The following is a 20,508-nucleotide window of genomic DNA, read 5'->3' as shown; positions in this document are numbered from 1 at the left end:
AATCTCTGTCTACATCCTACTGAGAGAATCAAGAATAGCTGATATAAAACGGCCTTGGCGATATCTCTTCCTTAATTTATTGGAAAAGAACTTTGGAAAGGCTGTCAATTTTTTGGTTTGTACTGCGCCTAAACGCTTAAGATGCCTATGCTATGATGATGCCAATTTTTATGAAATCGCGTAGAACGTATCATAGATCTTAGCTATCCATGTCTGCAAAATTTTAGCCTCCGGTTTATATGAGCCAGAAACCTGATCCCTCGCAAGTGCAATCCGTTTCTTCCGTTGGCACCCAATCGCAGCCAGTGTTATCGACTGAAGCAGGTTTATCGGAAGCGTCTGGGACGCAAGATTTAAGCATGGAAACGACGGCGATCGCCAATGGGGATCCAGAGCAAGCAACGGCAGAGACAGAGACAGAAATCCTTGAGGTTCCGCGTAAACGCCAATTTCTTCTCCCCAATTGGCAATGGTTAGGGTTGCTCTTAATTTTCCTATCGGGAGGCGTAGGCTTTTTGGCGACATCGGTTCTCCTGAGTTTTAATGGCAGCAACAATTGCAGTGCCCTGTTCTTGCCTTTAGCCTCCGCCACAACCCGCTTATACTGCGCCCAGATTGAGGCGGAGAAACAGACCCTTGCCAGCTACCTAAAGGCGATTCGGATGGTGAGTGGTTTTTCGGAGAATCACCCCCTCCGGGCGGATATTGACCGCAACATTGAGGTGTGGGTTTCGCAAATTATTGCCCTTGCTGAGGTGGAATTCCAGGCGGGAAAGTTGGATGAGGCGATCGCCATGGTGCGCGATATTCCCGAAAAGGCCGGTTTTCAAGCAGAAATTGAGGCCCAAATCACGGCCTGGGAAGATATTTGGCAAGAGGGAGAAGCGATTCTAGCTAGCCTGCAACGGCAACTCGAAGCAGGGGATTTAAGCCAGGCGATGCGGACAGTCGTCCAACTCAGTTATTTAGACAATCGCTACTGGGCTACGGTGAAGTACGATGAGGCCATGGCGCAAATTCAGTTGGCTCGCAAGGAAACGGAGCAGCTAGAAGGGGCCTATGCAGCCCTGCGTCGGGGCGGTTTAGAAAATTGGCTCCAGGCGATCGCCCAGGCGAGCAACATTAGCCAAGATAGCTATGCTTACCCCCAGGCCCAACGTTTAATTAGTGACGCCCGCGAAAAAATCATTGACTACACCGACAACATCATTGATGAACGCCGCTGGGATGACTTACTGGCCCTCTGCGATCGCCTACCGGATCAACTGAACCTCGACAATGTGGTGGTCGATTGGCGAATTCTGGCCCAAGCTGGCCTTAAGGCGAACCAAGGAACCGTTAAGGATCTCGAAACAGCCCTGGTGCAAATCCAAAGTATTCAGCCCGCCAGTGCTGTCTATGACCAGGCCCAAGGTCTGATTAGTCGTTGGCAACGGGAAATTGAAGACGTGGCGATCCTAGAACAGGCTGAGGAATTGGCCCAGGGGGGAAATATCGCCGACTATGAACGGGCGATCGCCCAGCTCAACCGTGTCCCCTCAGGCAACCCCCGTTACGATGAAGCCCGCCAAAAAATTCGCCAATGGCGTCGCCAAATTGAAATCGCTGAAGACTCTCCCACCCTGGCCTATGCAAAAGATTTAGCGGCGACCAATCGTCTCCAGGAGGCGATCGCCGAAGCCCGCACGATCCAATCCGGTCGCGCCCTCTACAACGAAGCCCAAGAAAATATTCGTCAGTGGCGCAACACCATTGAACGGACTGAAGATCAGCCGATCTTTGACCGAGCTGTGGCCCTCGGCCAACAAAAACGCTTCGATGAGGCGATCGCCGTTGCCAACCAAATTGCCCCGAACCGTGTCCTTTATGACGAAATGCAAGCCAGGGTCAGGAGTTGGCGTCAAGAACAAACCGCGATCAATAATCTCAATCGCGCCTACCAAGTGGCCAATGGCAACTCCGTCTCTGCCTGGGTAGAAGCCATCAACCTTACCCAAGAAATTCCCAGCAGCGCTAGCCAACTGCGGGCCGAAGGAAAGCAAGCCGCTGACCAATGGAGCTATCGGATTCTCTCCGTGGCCCAGAGCCAAGCCAATATCTCAATCCCCCAGGCGATCGCCACCGCCCGCCAGATCCCCCGCAATACCGCTGCCTACGACGCCGCCCAAACCCAAATCAACACCTGGCAACGTCTCACCACCCCCAGCCCTAGTCCCCAAACCATCGACGTTCCGACCAACCTCTAATCCCCCCTGCTTCAGTTGCCCATGACCACCGAACACCCCCTTGGTTCCGTAATTCAAGGTTCCCTAAGCCAAGGCCTCGAAGTCCGTCTCCATGGCGATGTGTCCGTCGAAGAAATGCGCGTCGGTAAATTTCTCGTCGTCAAAGGGAGCCGCTCCCAATTTTTCTGTCTTCTCACCGATGTTTCCCTGGGCACCTCTAGCCCCCGCATCCTTGCCGATCCGCCCAATCCCAACGACGATTTCCTCCAAGCCGTCCTCGCCGGAACCAGCACCTATGGCACCGTCGAACTCGCACCGATGCTGATGTTTACCCCCAGCCAAGCAGAAGAGCATGAAACAGAAAACTTTGAGACCCTTGAGCTACTGCCCGTAAAAACGATCCCCAGTCACTTCAGTCAAGTTTACGAAGCTAACGAACAGGACTTTCGACGAGTATTTGGTTGGGAGGACGACCCCCACCACAAAAAATTTGCCATTGGCCGTCCCCTTGATATGGATGTGCCCATTTGCCTTGACCTTGACCGCTTCGTGGAACGAAGTAACGGCATTTTTGGTAAGTCTGGCACCGGCAAATCCTTCCTAACCCGGTTATTGCTGTCTGGCATTATCAAGCGACGGGCCGCCGTAAACCTGATGTTTGATATGCATTCTGAATACGGTTGGGAAGCGATTGAAGAGGGCAAAGGCGTCAGTACCGTTAAAGGTCTCCGGCAACTTTTCCCCGGTCAAGTTGAAATCTATACCCTCGATTCAGAATCCACCCAACGGCGGGGGGTACGCGATGCCCAAGAACTTTACCTCAGCTTCGATCAAATTGAAATTGAAGATATTCGGCTCGTTGGTTTTGAGCTGGGGCTATCTGAGGCGAGTCTCGATAATGCCAACGTCCTCTATTCTGAGTTTGGTCGTACCTGGATTGTCAAACTTCTGGAGATGAGCAATGAAGATATCCGCCTCTTTTGCGAAGAACGCCAAGGCCATGCTGGTTCTATTATGGCCCTACAACGGAAATTAAAACGACTCGAAAACCTTAAATATATCCGCCAAACTTGCCCCTTTAACTATATCGACCAACTGCTTCAGAGCCTTGATGCCGGGAAACACGTAATCATTGAGTTTGGTTCTCAATCTAATATGCTGTCGTATATGTTGGCGACAAATATGATTACCCGACGTATTCACGCCGCCTATGTGAAAAAAGCAGATCTGTACCTGCAAACCAAAAACGTCCAAAATAAACCGACGCCCCTGGTGATCACCATTGAAGAAGCCCACCGATTTTTAGACTCTAAGATTGTCCACCAAACCATTTTTGGCACGATCGCCAGGGAAATGCGGAAATATTTTGTCACTCTCCTGGTCGTCGATCAACGTCCCTCCGGTATCGACAACGAAGTCATGTCCCAAATTGGCACGCGGGTAACTTGCTTGCTCAATGACGAAAAAGATATTGATGCGATTTTTACGGGGGTCTCTGGGGGCGGCAACCTACGCTCTGTCCTGGCCAAATTAGATTCTAAACAACAGGCTCTCGTGCTTGGTCATGCTCTCCCGATGCCGGTAGTGATGCGGACGCGCTCCTATGACCAGGCGTTTTACCAAGAAATTGGCTGCCATGACTGGCAAACGATGGCGGATGAAACCTTGTTTGTCGAGGCAGATTTGGCTAAGACAGATCTCGGTTTTTAGGAAGATTGTTAAAAAAGTTTACAATGAACAAATATTTTATTGACCAAGTAGTCAAAAAGAACAATTAAATCTATGACAACGACTTTTGCAATGCTTTTAGAGCCCTTTCACCTCTGGGATCTCCCTTTGACAAACCGTGTAGTAATGGCTCCCATGACCAGGGCACGGGCTGGCAAAGATCGCATTCCCAACGCGCTCATGGCGGAATACTATGGCCAACGGGCTTCGGCGGGTCTAATTATTGCAGAGGCCACAACCATTTCAGAACAGGCTAATGGTTGGAATGAATCGCCAGGTGTTTATACAGACGCCATGGTTGAAGGATGGCAACTCACCACCCAAGCCGTCCACGCCAAAGGCGGCAAGATTTTCTTGCAATTGTGGCACATGGGCCGCGCTTCCCATAGCAGTTTCCATGGGGGTCAATTGCCGATCGCCCCTTCCGCAATCAAAATTAATAACGGCGAAGAAATTCATACGCCCCTTGGCAAACAGCCCTATGAAGTCCCCAGGGCCATTGAAACAGAAGAAATCCCTGGGATTATTGAGGAGTATCGCCAGGCGGCAATCAGGGCAAAAGCAGCGGGCTTTGATGGTATTGAGATTCACTCCGCCAACGGCTATTTACTCGATACATTCCTCCAATCGAAAACGAACCATCGCACGGATGCCTATGGGGGTAGCGCCACGAATCGTTGTCGGTTGCTCTTCGAGATTTTAGATGCGGTAACAACGGTCTGGGATTCCCGTCGGGTGGGTGTTCGTTTTTCCCCCAATGGTTCCTTTAATGATATGGGTTCGCCCGATTTCCGGGAGCAGTTTACCTATGCTGCCAGTCAACTAAATCGGTACAATTTGGCCTATCTCCATGTGATGGATGGTTTGGCCTTTGGCTTCCATGAACTGGGAGAGCCGCTGACCTTGGCTGATTTCCGGGCCGTTTATGATGGTGTTCTCATGGGTAATTGTGGCTATGATCGAAGCAGTGCAGAAACGGCGATCGCCACTGGGCAAGCGGACCTAATTGCCATTGGCCGTCCTTTTATTAGTAACCCTGACCTCGTTGAACGTTATGCAAATAACTGGGCCTTAAACCCTGATGCAGATATGGCCACTTGGTATGCCCCCACAGGCGCGGAAGGCTATACCGATTTTCCGACCTATGCCGCCTAGGATGCTGATCGATTTCCATTGCTGATAGACAATTTAGCAAAAAGGACAACCCTAGGGCTGTCCTTCTCTTACTTATGTTTTAGATTGCAACGCTACAATCCCAAATTGCCTTAAATAAAGCTGGGTTGGTGACGAATCAAGTTGAGAAACTCTTCACGGGTTTTTTGTTCTTTCTGGAAGCACCCAATCATGGCACTGGTAACTGTCCAAGAACCGGGCTTTTGGACACCCCGCATGGACATACACATGTGAATCCCTTCCATCACCACCGCAACCCCTTGGGGGTCAAGGATTTCTTGGACCGCTTCTGCAATTTGTCGGGTCAGGCGTTCTTGCACCTGGAGACGACGGGAATACATCTCAACAATCCGCGCTAATTTGCTGAGGCCCACAACTTTTTGATTCGGGATATAGGCCACGTGGGCACGACCCATAAAGGGCAACATATGGTGTTCGCAGAGGCTAAAGAAATCGATGTCCCGCACCAATACCATTTCATTGTGCCCTTCATCGAAAATTGCACCATTGACGATGTCTTCAAGGGACTGGTTATAGCCTTGGGTCAGAAACTGCATGGCTTTTGCCACCCGCAGCGGCGTCTTTAGGAGACCTTCACGGTCAGGATCTTCGCCAACGGCTTCTAGCATCGTATGCACAGCCTCTGCCATTCTCTGTTGGCTTTCTTCTGTGGCAGGGCGAATGCTTGCTGCTTTGCCATTGTGGCTATTGCGGTCTGGCCGAGTTACCAGATCATTGAGGTCACGACCTAGAGCATCAGTCGCCATGGTTTTTGTAGAACCATTGAAGCCGCTTGAAGAAGATGTTGTCATAATTCGGTATGGAATGAAGAAGTAAAAGGAACTGGGGCAGGGGAGAGTAGATCCTCGCTAACAATAAACTGTTGGATTCCCTGCTTTAGAGATCATGGTCAATTCTTCAATACTGGGCTCAACGGATGGTCGAATCCCTTGAAGAATACTTTGGGGACGCTTTCGGAAATAAAAATCCTGGAGCGGCCAAAACTTTAGCCAGACATGATTAAGCTGCGTCATTCGATGACGGCACAGCCGGGTGGGTCTGGGGATCAGGAGTTGCGGAATGGCAATGGATGAGGCGTTAAACAAAATCCCGAATCTGCCATGCTGTTGAACATTGAGCTTAGATATCAGGGGGGCTGCCATCGCAAAGGAAGGAAAAAGGGCCAAGGGTTTGCAAGAATTTAGGGGCAGAGGCGATCGCCAAAGGTGGACAGGAGAGATCATGGGCAGGGAACTGCACTCAACATAGCGCGATGGGTGGGCAAAAAAATTTAGCTTAGTCCATAGAAAATCCCAGAAAAAATGGCCACGACCTAAACTCTGTTTACCAATAAAGACGAAAGGATACTGATGATGTAACTGCCTTGCAAAGGAACAAAATTGGGGGAAAGTCCCATAGTTCACATTAGGGCTCAGCGGCTTCTTATCCTAGCAAAATTTCGGAAATGTTACAAAATATTGCTAAATGATTAGAATCAGTACCCATGAATGCCAAACCAGATCCTAAAGTTAGGAACTTTCTAAAAACACACCAATTTTCCGGAACCGCTGGTAGCGCAATTCACGGCGGCGTTCTGGCGTCAGCTTCAGCAGGGTTTGGAGGTTATCTTGGATCGCTGCTTTCAGGAGTTGGGCGGCCCCAATGGGATCGGCGTGGGCGCAGGAGGCTGGCTCTGGGACAATTTCATCGATAATCTCAAGGCTTTTCAGATCCTCTGCTGTAATCTTGAGGGCGGCGGCGGCCTGCTCTGATTTTCCGGCATCTTTCCAGAGAATGGCGGCACAGGCCTCTGGGGTCGCCACTGTGTAAACGGAATTTTTTAACATCAAGACGCGATCGCCGACGCCAATCCCCAAGGCCCCACCGGAACCGCCTTCGCCAATGACTGTGCAAATAATCGGCACATCGAGGCTAAACATTTCCCGGAGGTTAAAGGCGATCGCCTCCCCTTGGCCCAATTTTTCCGCTTCTAAACCCGCCCAAGCCCCAGGGGTATCAATGAACGTTAAAATCGGCATCCCAAAACGGTTCGCATGATCCATCAACCGCATCGCCTTACGGTAGCCCCCAGGAGCTGGCATGCCAAAATTCCGGGCGACATTATCCTTCGTATCACGTCCCTTTTGGTGCCCTAGCATCATCACCGGTTGACCATCAAAGCGGGCCACCCCACCGATGAGGGCCGGATCATCAGAACCGCCGCGATCGCCATGGAGTTCAAACCATTCGTCCGCCATCATTTGAACATAATCAAGGGTGCTGGGACGTCGGGGATGCCGCGCCAATTGCAGCCGTTGGGCCGGGGTGAGGGTACTAAAAATTTCTTCCCGGAGCTGGTCTGCCCGCGCCTCTAGCTGCTGAATCTGTTCTGAAACATCAACATTATTCTCCGCAGCAAGATCACGAATTTGATGGATGCGTGATTCTAATTCCGAAAGAGGTTTTTCAAAATCAAGCAGAAACGTCCGGCGCTCCGTTTTCGGCATGGTGAGTTCAATTCACTGACAACTGTTCACAAACTAAACTCTATTATCCCCGGAAGCCTCCCCAACAGTAAAGGAATCCGTACTGCCACCCCCGAAAAGTTTTGCCAAAATAGAAAGTAAGCAGTTTTAACTTTTCAAGCATCAAATCACTTATTCTATGAGCAACACCAGTAATTTTCGTGACGCCATTCGGCAGGCCAAAGGTCAAGCCCTGGTTGGCCCAGAAGTCATTAAAAATGCCCTGCCCTACTTGGGGGGCGGCCTACTCCTGACAGCCCTCGGAACCTATGGTGGTTTGGGGGTGATCCAAAACAATCCCAGCATCTTTATGCCCACCTTCTGGGTGGCCTTGATCGCTGAATTGGCCCTCTTTTTCGTTGCCCGTGGGGTTGCTGAAAAGGGAAACAATGGTGTCGCCCTCCCTCTCTTGGCCGGCTACAGTCTACTTTCTGGGTACACCCTCACAGGTATTGTTGCCCTCGCCATTGGTACTGCGGGAGTCGGTATCCAAGGGGTTGGGATCGCGGCACTCGGCTGTGGTATTACCTTTATTATTGGGCGCAATATCGGCTCAAACCTCTCCGATGAAGATGGTTTAGCCCTGGCCCAAACAGTACGCCTGGGGATTATCGCCCTGTTCGTCGTTTTGCTGGCCCAGCTCGGTTTTGCCTTTTTTGGGGTGTACACGCCGAGTTGGTTAGAGGTCGGGATCTCTGGGTTGGGGACATTACTATTCGCTGGTTCGGCGGTGGTTGACTTCTATGTCTTGCCCCGTGCCTACCGTAATGAGCAATATCTCTCGGCTGCTCTGTCAATGTATTTGACCTATATCAACTTATTTGTATTTATTCTGCGCTTGTTGATTGCCATCAATAGCCGCGACTAACCTCTCCTGTCTTCGACATCTCCCCTGGGGGAGAATGGGCTCTCTGGTTCATTAGCCAGGGGGCTTTTTGATGGGGATTGCTCCAATACCATAAGGGCGAGATCGAGGGTTTCTCGGAGTTGGTTGGGATTCGGCAAGCCTTTAATGCGGGTGTTTAATCCTAGAAGGACGTGGTAGAGGTAGCGGGCAGTTTTCGGACTGTCAAAATCTGGAGGCAGTTCACCTTTAGCGATCGCCTGATTGAGAGTGGCCATAAAAATTTGTTCGACATTGGTAGCAATATCTTCCACGAGGACAGCCACCTGGGGGTCATGGGGCGCGAGTTCAATCATCGCATTGACGACAAAACAACCCCGACAACCGAGGAGTTTGGCATTGTCGGCGGTTTGGTAAAACAAATTTCGGAGATTTTCGAGGGGGGAAGCGGAATAATTGAGCCGCTCTTCTAGCTGGCGCACTGCGATTTTGCCGTAGTAGGCGATCGCCTCCAGGAACAAATCATGTTTATTGCCAAAGGTGTTGTACAGACTTTGCCGCTGGATCCCCATGTAGTCCAAAAGTTCCGCAAGGCTTGTGGCGCTATAGCCCTTTTCCCAAAACAATTCCATCGCCTTTTCAAGGGCAGCATTACGGTTAAAAGCAAGCTTTCGGCCTACCATGGCGCAACCTAGATACAGTGCAGAAAAACTGGTTTTATCCTAAAGGAAATTTCTCTGCACCGTCAAAAAATCTCGTGATCAGCGGCAAGTGCCAGACCAGGGTATTGGTCGGTTTAGGGAGTTGCCATAGACCCCTTCAAACTGACAAGGCGTCGTAAAAGTCATCTCAAAATCTCTCACAGGGCCACCCAAAGGGGCACCAAGGAGTCCTAGTTGAACAGTTCCTTTGATTACATAGGCATTTTGATTTGCGTCCCAACCCTCTGTGGTGATAGTCATGAAATCAGTGCTATCCGGGCCAAAGACCGTCGACAATCCCCAATCGATAGAGCCCTGCAGTTCCCCATTGGTATAGCTGTAAGTAGTTTCCCAAATTCCCCTTAAAGCAGGCCGGAATTGCCCAGAACCAGAAGGATTTCCGCTGGTAAATGAACCATTCCCAGTATTTCCCGTATTTGCGGTATTTTCGGTGTTAGACGAGTTGTTATTGTTATTCGTATTCTGCGTCGCTGGGTTTGTGTTCGGCGTGCCAGGATTACGAGCCCGCTCATTGGCGTTGGTGGTGGTAGGGGGTACCGGAGCCGCGCCTAAGCCAACGACTTGCATACAGCCTTGAGTATTATCGTTAAAAACGCGGAATGTCGTAGATTCGCTACTTTGCATGAGTTTGGGGAGATACTGGGCAGCGCGGACACCAGTGTCACAAATCACATTCGGTTCTTCGGGACGAAGGGCGCGATCTTGCCAACTGCATTCCCCTGGTTGCAGGCCTTGGGGAGCACTGCCCGTTGCTGGCCGGAAGACAATTTTTACATTGTTACCGCTGGTGTTGGTAATGCTTAAATTCCCGCCACCTCGACAGGTCAGGGGATAGTTTTGTTGAGCTTGGGCCGGGGCGATCGCCAGGGGAATTGTCAACAAAGAAGCGGCACTGCAAAAAGCAGATATTTGTTTGTAGAAAGCCATGGTTTAGGGATTCCAGGAGGACAACTAAGGGACGAGATTACTTTAGTTGTAGTTCCCCTAAACAAATGCAAATATCTCGTTTTTTAACTAATTGCAGTGAATTTCTATGACGTTTATGGTGTTTTCCGTATTTTGGCGGAGGCTTTTTAAAAAGATCAAGCTAACAGAGATGGCATCAATAATTCTCCCTAATTGTCCAGGGTATTTGAGATTTTTTCGAGGGCGAGTTTTGCTGCGCCGACCATACCGGCATTGTTACCTAACTGGGCCTTGGTCAGTTTTAAATCCACCCGTGAAGAAGGCAGCACCCGCCGTTCAATTTCGGCGATCGCCGCTGGGAGGAAAAAGTCACTGCTGGCACTGATGCCGCCCCCCAGAATAATCATTTCCGGGGTGAAAATATAGATTAAGCTCGTCAGCCCGGCCCCCAACAGTTTGCCGTAGGTTTGCCAATGGGCGATCGCCTCAGCATCTCCCGCCTGGGCCAGTTCTCCTAATTCCCCAGGATCTTTACCAGAAATCCGCTTAACGCCATTGATCGAACAATATTGCTCGAAGGAACCATTATTACCGCTATTGCAGGGGGGGCCATCGGGATTGAGGGTAATCAGGCCCAACTCGCCAGCGGCACCGTAATGGCCCGTAAAAAGTTTTCCGTTGAGGATTACCGCCCCACCGACTCCCGTTCCTAGGGTGATGAGCAGGAGATTTTTGCGATCGCGCCCCGCCCCCAACCAAGCTTCTCCCAGACCGGCACAGTTGGCATCGTTATTTAACGTTGTGGGTAAACCAGTTTTTGCTTCCACCCAATCGGCGAGGGGGACATCCTGCCAACCACTGAGATTGATCGCAACCTTGGCAATGCGCGCTGTACCATCCACTGGGCCAGGAATGCCGATCCCCACCGCTTTACAACTACGATCTGAGTTGAGTTCATTGACTAAATTGGCGATCGCCTCGGCGACAGCGGTTGGGGTACTGGGTTGGGGCGTAGGTACTGCTTTTTCCGCTAAACAAAGACCATCAGGGCTAAATTTTCCCCCTTTGATGGCCGTGCCTCCCAGATCAATCCCAATCACTGTGCTCATCTAGTCCAATGCTCCATCTACCAAATTATTCAGACCATACACATGGCGACGACCCGCCAAGGCCACTAATTCTACGTCCTTTTCGTCACCGGGTTCAAAGCGTACTGCTGTGCCCGCCGGAATATTTAAACGCATTCCCTTGGTGCCTGCCCGGTCAAACTGCAGAGCACGATTGACTTCAAAAAAATGGAAATGGGAACCCACCTGAATGGGGCGATCGCCCGTGTTGGCCACCGTAACTATCTTTGTTTCTCGGCCTGCATTCAGTTCAATTTCCCCGGCTTGGGGGCGTAGTTCGCCTGGAATCATCGCCATGTCGCTCCAAAAACTGTTTTTATCCTACGCAATTATCAGGAAATGCAACAGAGCAAAAAGTCGCCAAAATATCCAAGCTAGACTGAAAAAAATTTACGGGGGCGATCGCCGATGAGCGGAACCTACACCATCAGAACCATGACCCGGACGGAACTAGATTTAGCGATTGAGTGGGCCGCCCAGGAAGGTTGGAATCCCGGCCTACAGGATGCCGCCAGTTTCTATGCCGCCGATCCCACAGGATTTCTTGTAGGTTTGCTGGATGGGGCGGCGATCGCCAGTATTTCGGCGGTGAAATATGCCCCAAATTTTGCGTTCATTGGTTTCTATATCGTCAAACCAGAGTACCGTGGCCAGGGTTATGGTTGGCAAATTTGGCAGGCGGCGATCGCCTCCGTGGCTGGTCGCAATGTTGGTCTCGATGGGGTCGTCGCCCAGCAGGAAAATTACAAAAAATCGGGCTTTAATCTGGCCTATAACAACGTGCGTTACAGTGGTCTCGGTGGTGGCCAGATTCCGGAATCTCCGGGCTTGAAGCCCTTGACAGCGGTCGATATTGAAGAAGTTTGTCAGTATGACCAGCAGTTTTTTCCAGGCGATCGCCGCTCCTTTTTAAAAGCTTGGCTGCAGCAACCGGACAGCACCACCTGGGTGATGGTCAATAATACTGAAATTACAGGCTATGGCATGGTACGTCCCTGTCGTCGGGGTTATAAAATTGGCCCCCTCTTTGCTGACAATGCTGAAATTGCAGAAATTCTCTTTCTCGCCCTCAAAGGCAGTCTTCCCACTGGTAGTGAACTTTTCCTCGATGTGCCCATGGTCAATCCAGAGGCGATCGCCTTGGCTCAACGCTACCAACTACAGCCCGTGTTTGAAACAGCACGGATGTATACCCAAGCGCCCCCAACAATTCCTGTCCAAAATATTTTTGGGGTGACCAGTTTTGAGTTAGGCTAGCCCACTCTGGGGTTTCAAGCCATGAAAAAAGCATATGTTTGAACACATATGCCTACCGTAAAAATTATTTAACTGACTTATTCGCCGTATTCGTTAAGAATTTCCTTTGCTTCCCGGACTGCATCCGCATTTTTGTTCTGGGCATCTTGCTGCTTGAGCATATGTCTCGCCCAAACCCGTTCCATCGCCCGGAGGGTTTCATTTTTCTCTTTACGCATCCGCATAGCCTTAAACTCCCTTTAAAAAAACTTGATTTAGTTACTTTTGATACAGAAACTATCTTTTCTATATTATATGCAGCCGCCGTCAAAGATTCAAGGGCTTTTTTGGGGTACAAGTCTTCTAAAAATGGGCAAAAAAAATCAGCGGCGATCGCTGACTTATATATTGATTGTCCCTAAAGGAAGGGCAATGAGCTCAATGGTCTAGAAAAGATCAAGGACACTCCGGGTATTTTCCCGACGGCGCTCGTCCTTCGCTTCATATTCAGCCATGCAGCCATTTTGTTCGACCATTACACAACTGAGATAATCAGTGGCTTCAATCAAGGCCGCCCGGAGCGCTTGGCCAACGGGAGCGCGATTTGTTTCGGTGCGATCGCCACCAAGATTAATCCCAGCAAAACTCGCTGTTGCACCTCCGGAAGTCGAATCAGATTTTGCCTTTCCTTCAACGGTACGCGCATAGAGCACTTCCCCAGTGGTAGAGTCAACAACCCGTAGATCCACGGCAACGTAGGCCTCTTCACTAGAGCCACGGCCACCACCGCCGAGCCGGACGCCACCGATCCGAATACCACTGAGCCCAAAGCCAGTCGATTCTTCCTTGACCCCTTCTTCGTAGGAGGTGATCTGACCGAGCACGATGTATTGCGCCCCTGTGACTTGGCCCCGTTGGGCTCCCGTTTCTGGGCGAACAATTCCCAATTCAGCTAATTCCTGTTCTGACAGGACAGCCCCTAGGTTTTGCCGTTCAACGACGCGGAAGTTGCCAGTGGCAGTAAGCTCATTGCTGAGGGCATCGGCCAGTTCTTGGGAGGTGCTGCTGTTCCACCACCAATAGCTGCCATTGGTTTCGTTTTTAAATTCTGGGACAGAAATAGTCGGTTGCCACTGAGCCAGCGCTTTTTCGCCCCCAAGTCCTAGGGTGAGTGCGAGAAAGGCCAGGGCAGTAGAGCGACTCACGGATGTTAAAAGCTGATTGGTTTTCATGGGTTTCTTTCAGATGCTACAGAATAAGGACAAAATTTTGGATGGTGCCGTATGCTTGCCCTTATATTTATACGCTTGTATGTATATGCCGCATACTGACACTGATGCACTTCACTGCACTTAAACATATATTGACGCTTTTGTCCCCTGCTGGGGTTCCCGGTTTGAGGATTTTGTGGGGTGAAATATACTAAAAGGTCTGGAATTCGCTAGAAGCTGGCATTTTCGGTTTGACCACTGCTTTGGAGAAGGGAGTCCCCATGACCCGTTACGCGCTTGTTCATGAATGGTTGACGCCCTACGCCACGGGGGGTTCAGAGCTGGTGGTGCGAGAAATGCTCCAGGACATTGAGGCGGATCTTTTTGCTCTGATTGATTTTGAGTCGTCTAACCCTGATAGCTATCTCTATGGTCGGGCGATCGCCACCAGTTTTTTACAAAAATTTCCCCGGGCAAAATATGGTTTACAAAACTATCTGCCGCTGATGCCCCTGGCGATTGAGCAATTTAACCTTGAAGCTTATGACGTAATTTTGTCGTCGTCCCATGCGGTGGCTAAAGGGGTTTTGGCGCGGCCCCACCAGCTACACATTTGCTACTGCCACACACCGATGCGCTATGCCTGGGATTTAACCTTTGATTATTTAGATAATTCTGGCCTCGGCAAGGGCATTAAAGGGATTTTGGCGCGGTATTTTCTCCATCGACTGCGGCAATGGGATGTGATCAGTGCCAACCAGGTGGATTATTTTATTGCCAATTCCCACTGGACAGCCCAACGGATCTGGCGCTGCTATCGGCGACGGGCGGCGGTAATTTATCCTCCGGTCAATTTAGAGCGCTTTGCCTACCGAGAGGAAAAGGATGATTTTTATGTGACGGTGTCGCGGTTGGTGCCCTACAAAAAAGTGGCGTTAATCGTAGAAGCGTTTAACCAGTTGGGCAAAAATTTGGTGGTCATTGGTGGCGGGCCAGAATTAGAAAAGCTCCAAAAGATGGCAAAACCCAATGTGCAAATCCTGGGGCGGCAACCGGATGAAGTGGTGGAAGATTACCTGGCGCGGGCAAAGGCCTATGTTTATGCAGGCTGTGAAGATTTTGGCATTGTTTTGGTCGAAGCCCAGGCCTGCGGGACGCCTGTGATTGCCTTCAATCGCGGGGGGGCTGCCGAAATTGTCGCCGATGGCAAAACGGGGATTTTGTTTCCTCAACAATCGGCCCAGGCGATCGCCAATGGAGTCGAGCGTTTTGAAGCCCAGGCCCAAGATATTCAGCCGGAAGCTTGTTTTGTGAGAGCTCAGCAATTCGCCGCTAACATTTTTCGGCAAAGCTATGTAGAATTTGTAGACAACTGTCAAGAAAAATGGCGCAAATGGCGATCGCCCCGCTCCATTTTCCCAGGGTTTGACCAGTGGTGAGGCGTGACCCTAACAGCCAGGCAGTTTTTGGTGTGTGGAGAGGATCGTAATGGCAGTTTATCGGCAGTTTGATGCGCTGAAATTTGTGGCTGGGCTAGCACGACAAGGCTCAGAATTTTTGTTTGCCCCCAGCGACCACCGTTCCCTGTCCCTGCGGCGTTGGCTTGATGGGGCGGTGGCGAAGCGGAGCTTTGACATTTGTTTTTCCCTCGGCGTTCTGGTGCTATTTTCTCCCCTCTATTTGGCGATCGCCCTAATCATTAAACTCACCTCTCCCGGCCCTGTTTTTTATGTACAACGGCGGGTTGGCAAGGATTTTCGTCCCTTTGGCTGCATCAAGTTTCGGACGATGGTTATTAATGCTGACGCCGTACTCGAAGAAATGTTGCGGCGATCGCCAGAGTTGCGCGCCGAATTTGAACAGGATTTCAAGCTCAAAAAAGACCCAAGAATTACTGGCATTGGCCATATTTTACGCCTCACCAGCCTCGATGAATTTCCCCAATTTTGGAATGTTTTAAAAGGCGATATGAGCATTGTTGGCCCCCGGCCCCTCGTCCCCAAAGAACTTTATAAATACGGTCGCCACATCGACAAAGTTTTGACCATTCGTCCGGGTCTCACGGGGCTATGGCAGGTGTCTGGGCGCAACGATATTCCCTACGGCACGAGGGTACGGATGGATTCGTATTATGTGCACCATCGCCATTGGTTTATGGATTTGTGGATTGTCTGTAAAACCGTTTTTGTGATGCTATTCCCGAAAAATAACGGTGCCTACTAAGGCGAACTTTCTCGATAAAGCTTTTTGAGAATCGGGATTGTTTCCCACTGCTGGGGGCGAATCTGTTGCCAATCCAGGCCTTGGGGTTGCGGCTGGTTGTGGTGCGTTTGATAAGTATTTGTGGGCGTACAAAGCCAATCTAGGGGCCAGTCGTGGGCTTCTAAGGGTAACGCGGTGGGGGACACCACCTGCAAATCATGCACCGTGGTCACAATGGTCGTTTTTTCGTTCATCAGGCCAAAGTGCTGAAGCATCGCTAGTTCTAAATCGGCGAAACCTGCTCCTTTCCCCGTACGTCCGCCGGCTACACTCACCGCCACACAGCCCACCACCGCTAAATCAATGGTTTTCATTTCCGCGAATCTAACGGGACGGCCATATCTGAGGATGTTGTTTTTTTCAGCGGCGATCGCCAAATCGAGACCTTGGGGTAGCTGCTCCCGCGTAATGGCGACAAAGCAAGATTCATTCACCAACTGCGGCACCGCCATATACAAGGTTTTTCTCGCAGCCAAGGCTTGGTGACGTACAGGGGCCTGGGGCTGATCGGGATTGCACTTAATCACCGTGGCCTGTTGCCAACTTGCCAAGGCAGTTAACCTCTCAGCGGCGGCGATCGCCCCGACGAAATTCGGAATGTGGCCGTGGGGAGGCGTTACCGTTGCTCCAGCCGTTGCCAAGCGGTCCCAAATGGTTTGCCTAAGGCGTGCTTTTGCGGGGTTGTAATGCTGCCAAGGGGAATCTGCCATTGGTACTATTTGCGGTGGACAGGAAAATCTCGCCTGCGCCACAGTTGCCACCCCCAAACCCCGACAATTAGGGAAGTAATCCCCGCATAGAGGGTGCCGCTGGGGAGACCCGAAAAGGCGATCGCCAAACTCCCTGCCCAGAGGGTAAGGCCATAGATAAATAACACCGTGGTGCGATGGGAAAAACCTGCCGCCAAAAGTCGGTGGTGCAGGTGCCGTTTATCCGGTTTGAAAGGAGAAGAGCCGCTGCTAATCCGCGAAAAAACCACCGTGGTCATATCGATCAAGGGCACTGCCAAAATCACATAGGGCAAGAGTACTGCTGCCGCCGCCGTCGTTTTCACGAGGCCCACCACCCCCATCGCCGCCAGGGTAAAGCCCATAAAATAAGAGCCACCATCCCCCATGAAAATTTGGGCGGGGTTGAAGTTGTAGCGCAAAAAGCCGAGGGCCGATCCCGCTAAGGCCGCCGCAATAAAAGCCACCATGGGTTCGTTGAGATAGAGGGTCGTCACCAACAACACCGCCGCCGCAATCCCCGAAACCCCCGCCGCTAGACCATCAAGGCCGTCAATCCAGTTGATCGCGTTGGCCATGCCCACAAGCCAAATCAGAGTTAATGGTAGGCTCAACCAGCCCACAGAAAACACTTCCCCGGTAAACGGAATCGTCAAAAATTCGATTTGTACCCCCATTAACCAGGCGATGCCTGCTGCGACGAATTGCATCAACAGTCGAGATAAGGCGCTTAATTCAAATAAATCGTCCCCAAAGCCAATTCCAAAAAAGGCGATCGCCCCGAACAGCACCCCTAAGATCGGCCATTGCTCCCCAGGGAATAAAGGGGGGAACCAATCCATCTGCCAAGCCGTCCCCAGGGAGACGAGGGTGCCCATAAAAATCGCCACGCCACCCAAGCGCACCATCGGTCGGTCATGGACTTTCCGCTCGTTGGGTCGGTCTACCCGGCCACTCCGTAAGCCAATCGCTTTCACAATGGGGGTACTAATCAGCACCACAACCAGGGCGATTAGACTCGTGACTAAATACAACAATTCCTTCGGCATATTGGCGTTGGCTAAGAACAGAGAGAGTAGAGCAAAACCGAAATAAGAAAAAACCCAGGTTACCTTTTTCATTAAACCTGAGCTTTCCATTATTTAAAAAGATATTAAAGAATTTAGGCGATCGCCGCTACCGGAATCTGCAAATGGGGGTAGAGGGGGAACTTTTCACAAAGATCCGCAACGCGACCCAGACAATCCTGTTTCACCGCTTCATCATCGGGATTTAACAGACGATCCGCAATGATGTTGGCAATTTCGGCAAAGTCCACTTCCTTGAGGCCCCGGGTGGTCATCGCTGGCGAACCGAGACGGATGCCGCTCCCAATCCAAGGCTTCTCAGGATCGAAGGGAACGGTGTTTTTGTTGGCGGTGATGTTGATCTCACTGATCAAAGCATCAGCCCGCTTCCCGTTCATGCCAATGGAGCGCATATCCACAAGCATCAGGTGATTATCTGTCCCATTAGAAACGAGTTTGAAGCCACGGCTGACGAGGGTATTGGCCATCGCCTGGGCATTAGCAATTACCTGGGCAGAATAGGCTTTAAATTCCGGCTTGAGGGCTTCGCCGAAGGCCACCGCTTTCCCCGCAATGACATGCTCGAGGGGGCCACCTTGGCTACCGGGGAACACCGACTTATCAAATTTCTTGCCCAGCTCGGCGTCGCGGGTCATGATCAAACCACCCCGGGGGCCACGGAGCGTTTTATGGGTGGTAGTCGTCACCACATCACAGTGGGGAATTGGGTTGGGGTGATGGCCTGTTGCGACTAATCCCGCAATGTGGGCAATGTCCGCCATCAGATAGGCACCTACTTCATCGGCGATCGCCCGGAATTTATCAAACTCAATAATGCGCGGATAAGCAGAATAACCACAGATGATCAGCTTCGGTTTTTCCCGCAGGGCAATTTCGCGGATTTCATCATAATCGAGGCGTTCTGTCTCTTTATTAACGCCATATTGCACCACTTCAAACCATTTCCCCGACACATTCACTGGCGAACCGTGGGTCAAGTGGCCCCCATGGGACAAGTCCATCCCCATAATTTTGTCACCGGGTTCTAGGAGCGTTAGGAACACCGCAAAGTTTGCCTGGGCGCCGGAGTGGGGTTGAACATTGGCGTGGGCCGCTCCAAACAGTTCCTTGACGCGATCAATGGCAATTTGCTCTACTTGATCGACAAATTCGCAGCCACCGTAATAACGCTTATTGGGAAGACCTTCGGCATACTTATTCGTGAGGACAGAACCCTGGGCCGCCATCACCGCTGGGGAGGTGAAGTTTTCGCTGGCGATGAGTTCGAGGTGTACCCGCTGGCGGTTGAGTTCACTGGCAATCATCCCAGCAACAACGCTATCGGTTTGGGCTAAGAAATCAAGGTTAGTTTGGGTCACGGTGAGGTCTTCCTTTCGCAATCGCAAATAAAATTTAAAAATACTTCCTGCGGATGGCGCATTATACCATCGGCATCGCTAAAATTTTAACAAACATTCCTCGGCGGGCCGGACTAGGTGAATGGCGCTATGGCCCCCAAGGTTAAGCAGTGTAGCAAGTTTAACGAATTTATCAGCAGTTCCCTTTACAATAAAAATTAAGCAAGAGTGGTTGTTGGATCCCATGGGAGGCAAGCGCAGATGTTGATGATCCTTACGGATGGACAGATCTTACCCACTGATCAAGTGTGCCAGGGCTGTTTAATGGCTGATCAAAGTGGCACCCCCCGCGTACGCCAGGGCAAATTATGTTGCGGCCATCTCATCAATGGCAATTTTCCCAAGGTGGCGACGACCTATGAGTGCCAGATGGGTTTTCGGATTGCGGATGTTGGTGATTAGGCTCCCTGTCTCCAGCGAACTTAATTCCAGAGATTGACCATAAAAAATCCCCCAGGTTTTGAAAAATCAAGCGATGGGGGAAATATCAGGTAAAGATTATGTCTGGTATGGGCCTAAGCGATCGTCGGCGCCCCAGTACCCGTTGTATCTTTTGTTTCGCTAAAGAAAGCACTATAGGCATATCCTGCGGCGATCGCCCCAAAAATAGGTGCTACCCAAAAGAGCCATAGCTGACCGATTAATTCGACGTTGCCACAAAAGAGAGCGACGCCCGTACTCCGAGCCGGATTGACCGAGGTATTGGTGATTGGAATACTGATCAGGTGAATCAATGTTAAACCAAGACCAATGGCAACTGGGGCAAAACCAGCGGGGGCACGGCGATCTGTGGAACCCAAAATAATCATCAAAAACATAAAAGTCATGACAATTTCGGTAATCAAAGCCGCCAGTAAGCCATAGCCACCTGGAGAATGACTCCCAAAGCCGTTGGTAGCTAGGGGATTCGAGCCGGATAAGTCTAAGGCGCCATTGCCACTGCCGACTACCAAAATGACAAGGCCAGCTAAAGCTCCTCCCAACACCTGGGCCACGATATAGGGGAGTAGTTCATGCCCAGGAAAGCGTTTGGCGGCCCACAGGCCAAAGGAAACTGCCGGGTTAAAATGGCCACCAGAAATATGCCCAAAAGCATAGGCGCCAGTCACAACTGTTAAACCAAAGGCCAGGGAAACCCCCAGAAAACCCAGACCTAAGCCGTTGGAAAGGTCAGCGTCGGATAGGGCAACGACGGCGGCAAAAACAGCACTGCCACATCCCCCCAGAACCAACCAGAATGTCCCTAGAAATTCTGCAATGTATTTCTTCATGTATGTCGCCAGTTACAAATAGACTACATACATAATTTTCTTTTCAACTCCAATGAAGAGGCGCT

General features: G+C 50.8%; 21 protein-coding genes. 8 read left to right on the top strand and 13 right to left on the bottom strand.

Features of this window, described 5'->3' with window-relative positions; translation table 11 throughout:
- The first annotated feature begins 239 nt into the window (after positions 1-239).
- The 3 genes from AWQ22_RS12305 (at position 240) to AWQ22_RS12295 (ending at position 5,108) form a co-directional block, all read left to right on the top strand.
- Complete coding sequence (locus AWQ22_RS12305) at positions 240-2,246, top strand: hypothetical protein (protein WP_232321371.1); 2,007 nt, start codon at positions 240-242, stop codon at positions 2,244-2,246.
- Between the two features lie 21 nt (positions 2,247-2,267).
- The gene (locus AWQ22_RS12300) at positions 2,268-3,935 is read left to right on the top strand and encodes an ATP-binding protein (protein ID WP_012308042.1); all 1,668 of its coding nucleotides are present in this window, start codon (positions 2,268-2,270) and stop codon (positions 3,933-3,935) included.
- A 63-nt stretch (positions 3,936-3,998) separates the two neighbouring features.
- On the top strand, positions 3,999-5,108 hold the full coding sequence (locus tag AWQ22_RS12295) for an alkene reductase (protein WP_315862448.1): 1,110 nt from the start codon (positions 3,999-4,001) through the stop codon (positions 5,106-5,108).
- A 110-nt stretch (positions 5,109-5,218) separates the two neighbouring features.
- Here the strand turns inward: AWQ22_RS12295 and folE are convergent, their stop codons facing one another.
- The 3 genes from folE to accA form a co-directional block, all read right to left on the bottom strand.
- Positions 5,219-5,938: a GTP cyclohydrolase I FolE gene (folE, locus tag AWQ22_RS12290; protein ID WP_065711268.1), complete on the bottom strand. Its 720-nt coding sequence runs from the start codon at positions 5,936-5,938 to the stop codon at positions 5,219-5,221.
- Between the two features lie 57 nt (positions 5,939-5,995).
- A complete protein-coding gene (locus AWQ22_RS12285; RefSeq protein ID WP_157094625.1) occupies positions 5,996-6,370 on the bottom strand; it encodes a hypothetical protein in 375 nt (124 codons plus the stop codon).
- Between the two features lie 285 nt (positions 6,371-6,655).
- Complete coding sequence (accA, locus tag AWQ22_RS12280) at positions 6,656-7,633, bottom strand: acetyl-CoA carboxylase carboxyl transferase subunit alpha (RefSeq protein ID WP_065711266.1); 978 nt, start codon at positions 7,631-7,633, stop codon at positions 6,656-6,658.
- A 157-nt stretch (positions 7,634-7,790) separates the two neighbouring features.
- On the opposite strand from accA, the gene AWQ22_RS12275 reads away from it, so the two are divergent.
- Entirely contained in the window at positions 7,791-8,519 is a 729-nt protein-coding gene (locus AWQ22_RS12275; protein ID WP_065711265.1) for a Bax inhibitor-1 family protein, read from the top strand.
- On the opposite strand, the gene AWQ22_RS12270 is transcribed toward AWQ22_RS12275, so the two are convergent.
- From AWQ22_RS12270 to AWQ22_RS12255, 4 genes are all read right to left on the bottom strand, one after another.
- Positions 8,516-9,178: a TetR/AcrR family transcriptional regulator gene (locus AWQ22_RS12270; RefSeq protein WP_232321369.1), complete on the bottom strand. Its 663-nt coding sequence runs from the start codon at positions 9,176-9,178 to the stop codon at positions 8,516-8,518. The genes AWQ22_RS12275 and AWQ22_RS12270 overlap by 4 nt on opposite strands.
- 78 nt (positions 9,179-9,256) lie before the next feature.
- Complete coding sequence (locus tag AWQ22_RS16970) at positions 9,257-10,144, bottom strand: hypothetical protein (protein ID WP_065711264.1); 888 nt, start codon at positions 10,142-10,144, stop codon at positions 9,257-9,259.
- Positions 10,145-10,332: 188 nt separating this feature from the next.
- Positions 10,333-11,232, bottom strand: coding sequence for an ROK family protein (locus AWQ22_RS12260; protein WP_065711263.1), 900 nt, complete (start codon positions 11,230-11,232; stop codon positions 10,333-10,335).
- Positions 11,233-11,541 (bottom strand): urease subunit beta, encoded by a 309-nt coding sequence (locus AWQ22_RS12255; protein WP_065711721.1) that lies wholly within the window; start codon positions 11,539-11,541, stop codon positions 11,233-11,235.
- Positions 11,542-11,658: 117 nt separating this feature from the next.
- Here AWQ22_RS12255 and AWQ22_RS12250 point away from each other — a divergent pair, with 117 nt between their 5' ends.
- A complete protein-coding gene (locus AWQ22_RS12250) occupies positions 11,659-12,507 on the top strand; it encodes a GNAT family N-acetyltransferase (protein WP_065711262.1) in 849 nt (282 codons plus the stop codon).
- A gap of 77 nt (positions 12,508-12,584) precedes the next feature.
- On the opposite strand, the gene AWQ22_RS16760 is transcribed toward AWQ22_RS12250, so the two are convergent.
- Both AWQ22_RS16760 and AWQ22_RS12245 read right to left on the bottom strand, forming a co-directional pair.
- Positions 12,585-12,731, bottom strand: coding sequence for a hypothetical protein (locus tag AWQ22_RS16760; protein WP_156785474.1), 147 nt, complete (start codon positions 12,729-12,731; stop codon positions 12,585-12,587).
- Between the two features lie 201 nt (positions 12,732-12,932).
- Positions 12,933-13,718 carry a CsgG/HfaB family protein gene (locus AWQ22_RS12245; RefSeq protein WP_012308031.1) on the bottom strand — a complete coding sequence of 262 codons (786 nt, stop codon included), beginning with the start codon at positions 13,716-13,718 and terminating at the stop codon, positions 12,933-12,935.
- Between the two features lie 260 nt (positions 13,719-13,978).
- On the opposite strand from AWQ22_RS12245, the gene AWQ22_RS12240 reads away from it, so the two are divergent.
- Together AWQ22_RS12240 and AWQ22_RS12235 are read left to right on the top strand one after the other, a co-directional pair.
- Entirely contained in the window at positions 13,979-15,136 is a 1,158-nt protein-coding gene (locus AWQ22_RS12240; protein ID WP_065711261.1) for a glycosyltransferase, read from the top strand.
- Between the two features lie 49 nt (positions 15,137-15,185).
- On the top strand, positions 15,186-15,920 hold the full coding sequence (locus AWQ22_RS12235; RefSeq protein ID WP_065711260.1) for a sugar transferase: 735 nt from the start codon (positions 15,186-15,188) through the stop codon (positions 15,918-15,920).
- Here AWQ22_RS12235 and AWQ22_RS12230 read toward each other — a convergent pair.
- The 3 genes from AWQ22_RS12230 to glyA form a co-directional block, all read right to left on the bottom strand.
- On the bottom strand, positions 15,917-16,669 hold the full coding sequence (locus AWQ22_RS12230; protein ID WP_065711259.1) for a 5-formyltetrahydrofolate cyclo-ligase: 753 nt from the start codon (positions 16,667-16,669) through the stop codon (positions 15,917-15,919). The genes AWQ22_RS12235 and AWQ22_RS12230 overlap by 4 nt on opposite strands.
- Before the next feature lie 5 nt (positions 16,670-16,674).
- A complete protein-coding gene (locus tag AWQ22_RS12225; RefSeq protein WP_012308027.1) occupies positions 16,675-17,736 on the bottom strand; it encodes a glycosyltransferase family 4 protein in 1,062 nt (353 codons plus the stop codon).
- A gap of 113 nt (positions 17,737-17,849) precedes the next feature.
- Complete coding sequence (glyA, locus tag AWQ22_RS12220) at positions 17,850-19,133, bottom strand: serine hydroxymethyltransferase (protein WP_065711720.1); 1,284 nt, start codon at positions 19,131-19,133, stop codon at positions 17,850-17,852.
- 240 nt (positions 19,134-19,373) lie between these two features.
- On the opposite strand from glyA, the gene AWQ22_RS12215 reads away from it, so the two are divergent.
- A complete protein-coding gene (locus tag AWQ22_RS12215; RefSeq protein WP_012308025.1) occupies positions 19,374-19,574 on the top strand; it encodes a hypothetical protein in 201 nt (66 codons plus the stop codon).
- Between the two features lie 113 nt (positions 19,575-19,687).
- Here AWQ22_RS12215 and aqpZ read toward each other — a convergent pair whose 3' ends face one another.
- Positions 19,688-20,443, bottom strand: coding sequence for an aquaporin Z (aqpZ, locus tag AWQ22_RS12210; protein ID WP_012308024.1), 756 nt, complete (start codon positions 20,441-20,443; stop codon positions 19,688-19,690).
- Between the last annotated feature and the right edge of the window lie 65 nt (positions 20,444-20,508).

This window comes from Picosynechococcus sp. PCC 7117 (assembly GCF_001693275.1).
GTDB lineage: Bacteria > Cyanobacteriota > Cyanobacteriia > Cyanobacteriales > MRBY01 > MRBY01.
The sequence above is the reverse complement of the archived record's forward strand: the minus strand, read 5'-3'. Positions and strand labels throughout refer to the sequence as shown.

Coding starts and splice junctions, on each gene's coding strand:
- aqpZ (WP_012308024.1), bottom strand. CDS start 20,443: ATGAAGAAATACATTGCAGAATTTCTAGGGACATTCTGGTTGGTTCTG.
- AWQ22_RS12240 (WP_065711261.1), top strand. CDS start 13,979: ATGACCCGTTACGCGCTTGTTCATGAATGGTTGACGCCCTACGCCACG.
- AWQ22_RS12245 (WP_012308031.1), bottom strand. CDS start 13,718: ATGAAAACCAATCAGCTTTTAACATCCGTGAGTCGCTCTACTGCCCTG.
- AWQ22_RS12275 (WP_065711265.1), top strand. CDS start 7,791: ATGAGCAACACCAGTAATTTTCGTGACGCCATTCGGCAGGCCAAAGGT.
- AWQ22_RS12230 (WP_065711259.1), bottom strand. CDS start 16,669: ATGGCAGATTCCCCTTGGCAGCATTACAACCCCGCAAAAGCACGCCTT.
- AWQ22_RS12285 (WP_157094625.1), bottom strand. CDS start 6,370: ATGATCTCTCCTGTCCACCTTTGGCGATCGCCTCTGCCCCTAAATTCT.
- folE (WP_065711268.1), bottom strand. CDS start 5,938: ATGACAACATCTTCTTCAAGCGGCTTCAATGGTTCTACAAAAACCATG.
- AWQ22_RS12305 (WP_232321371.1), top strand. CDS start 240: ATGAGCCAGAAACCTGATCCCTCGCAAGTGCAATCCGTTTCTTCCGTT.
- AWQ22_RS12215 (WP_012308025.1), top strand. CDS start 19,374: ATGTTGATGATCCTTACGGATGGACAGATCTTACCCACTGATCAAGTG.
- AWQ22_RS12270 (WP_232321369.1), bottom strand. CDS start 9,178: ATGGTAGGCCGAAAGCTTGCTTTTAACCGTAATGCTGCCCTTGAAAAG.
- AWQ22_RS12235 (WP_065711260.1), top strand. CDS start 15,186: ATGGCAGTTTATCGGCAGTTTGATGCGCTGAAATTTGTGGCTGGGCTA.
- accA (WP_065711266.1), bottom strand. CDS start 7,633: ATGCCGAAAACGGAGCGCCGGACGTTTCTGCTTGATTTTGAAAAACCT.
- AWQ22_RS12255 (WP_065711721.1), bottom strand. CDS start 11,541: ATGATTCCAGGCGAACTACGCCCCCAAGCCGGGGAAATTGAACTGAAT.
- AWQ22_RS12260 (WP_065711263.1), bottom strand. CDS start 11,232: ATGAGCACAGTGATTGGGATTGATCTGGGAGGCACGGCCATCAAAGGG.
- AWQ22_RS12225 (WP_012308027.1), bottom strand. CDS start 17,736: ATGCCGAAGGAATTGTTGTATTTAGTCACGAGTCTAATCGCCCTGGTT.
- AWQ22_RS16760 (WP_156785474.1), bottom strand. CDS start 12,731: ATGCGGATGCGTAAAGAGAAAAATGAAACCCTCCGGGCGATGGAACGG.
- AWQ22_RS12300 (WP_012308042.1), top strand. CDS start 2,268: ATGACCACCGAACACCCCCTTGGTTCCGTAATTCAAGGTTCCCTAAGC.
- AWQ22_RS12250 (WP_065711262.1), top strand. CDS start 11,659: ATGAGCGGAACCTACACCATCAGAACCATGACCCGGACGGAACTAGAT.
- AWQ22_RS16970 (WP_065711264.1), bottom strand. CDS start 10,144: ATGGCTTTCTACAAACAAATATCTGCTTTTTGCAGTGCCGCTTCTTTG.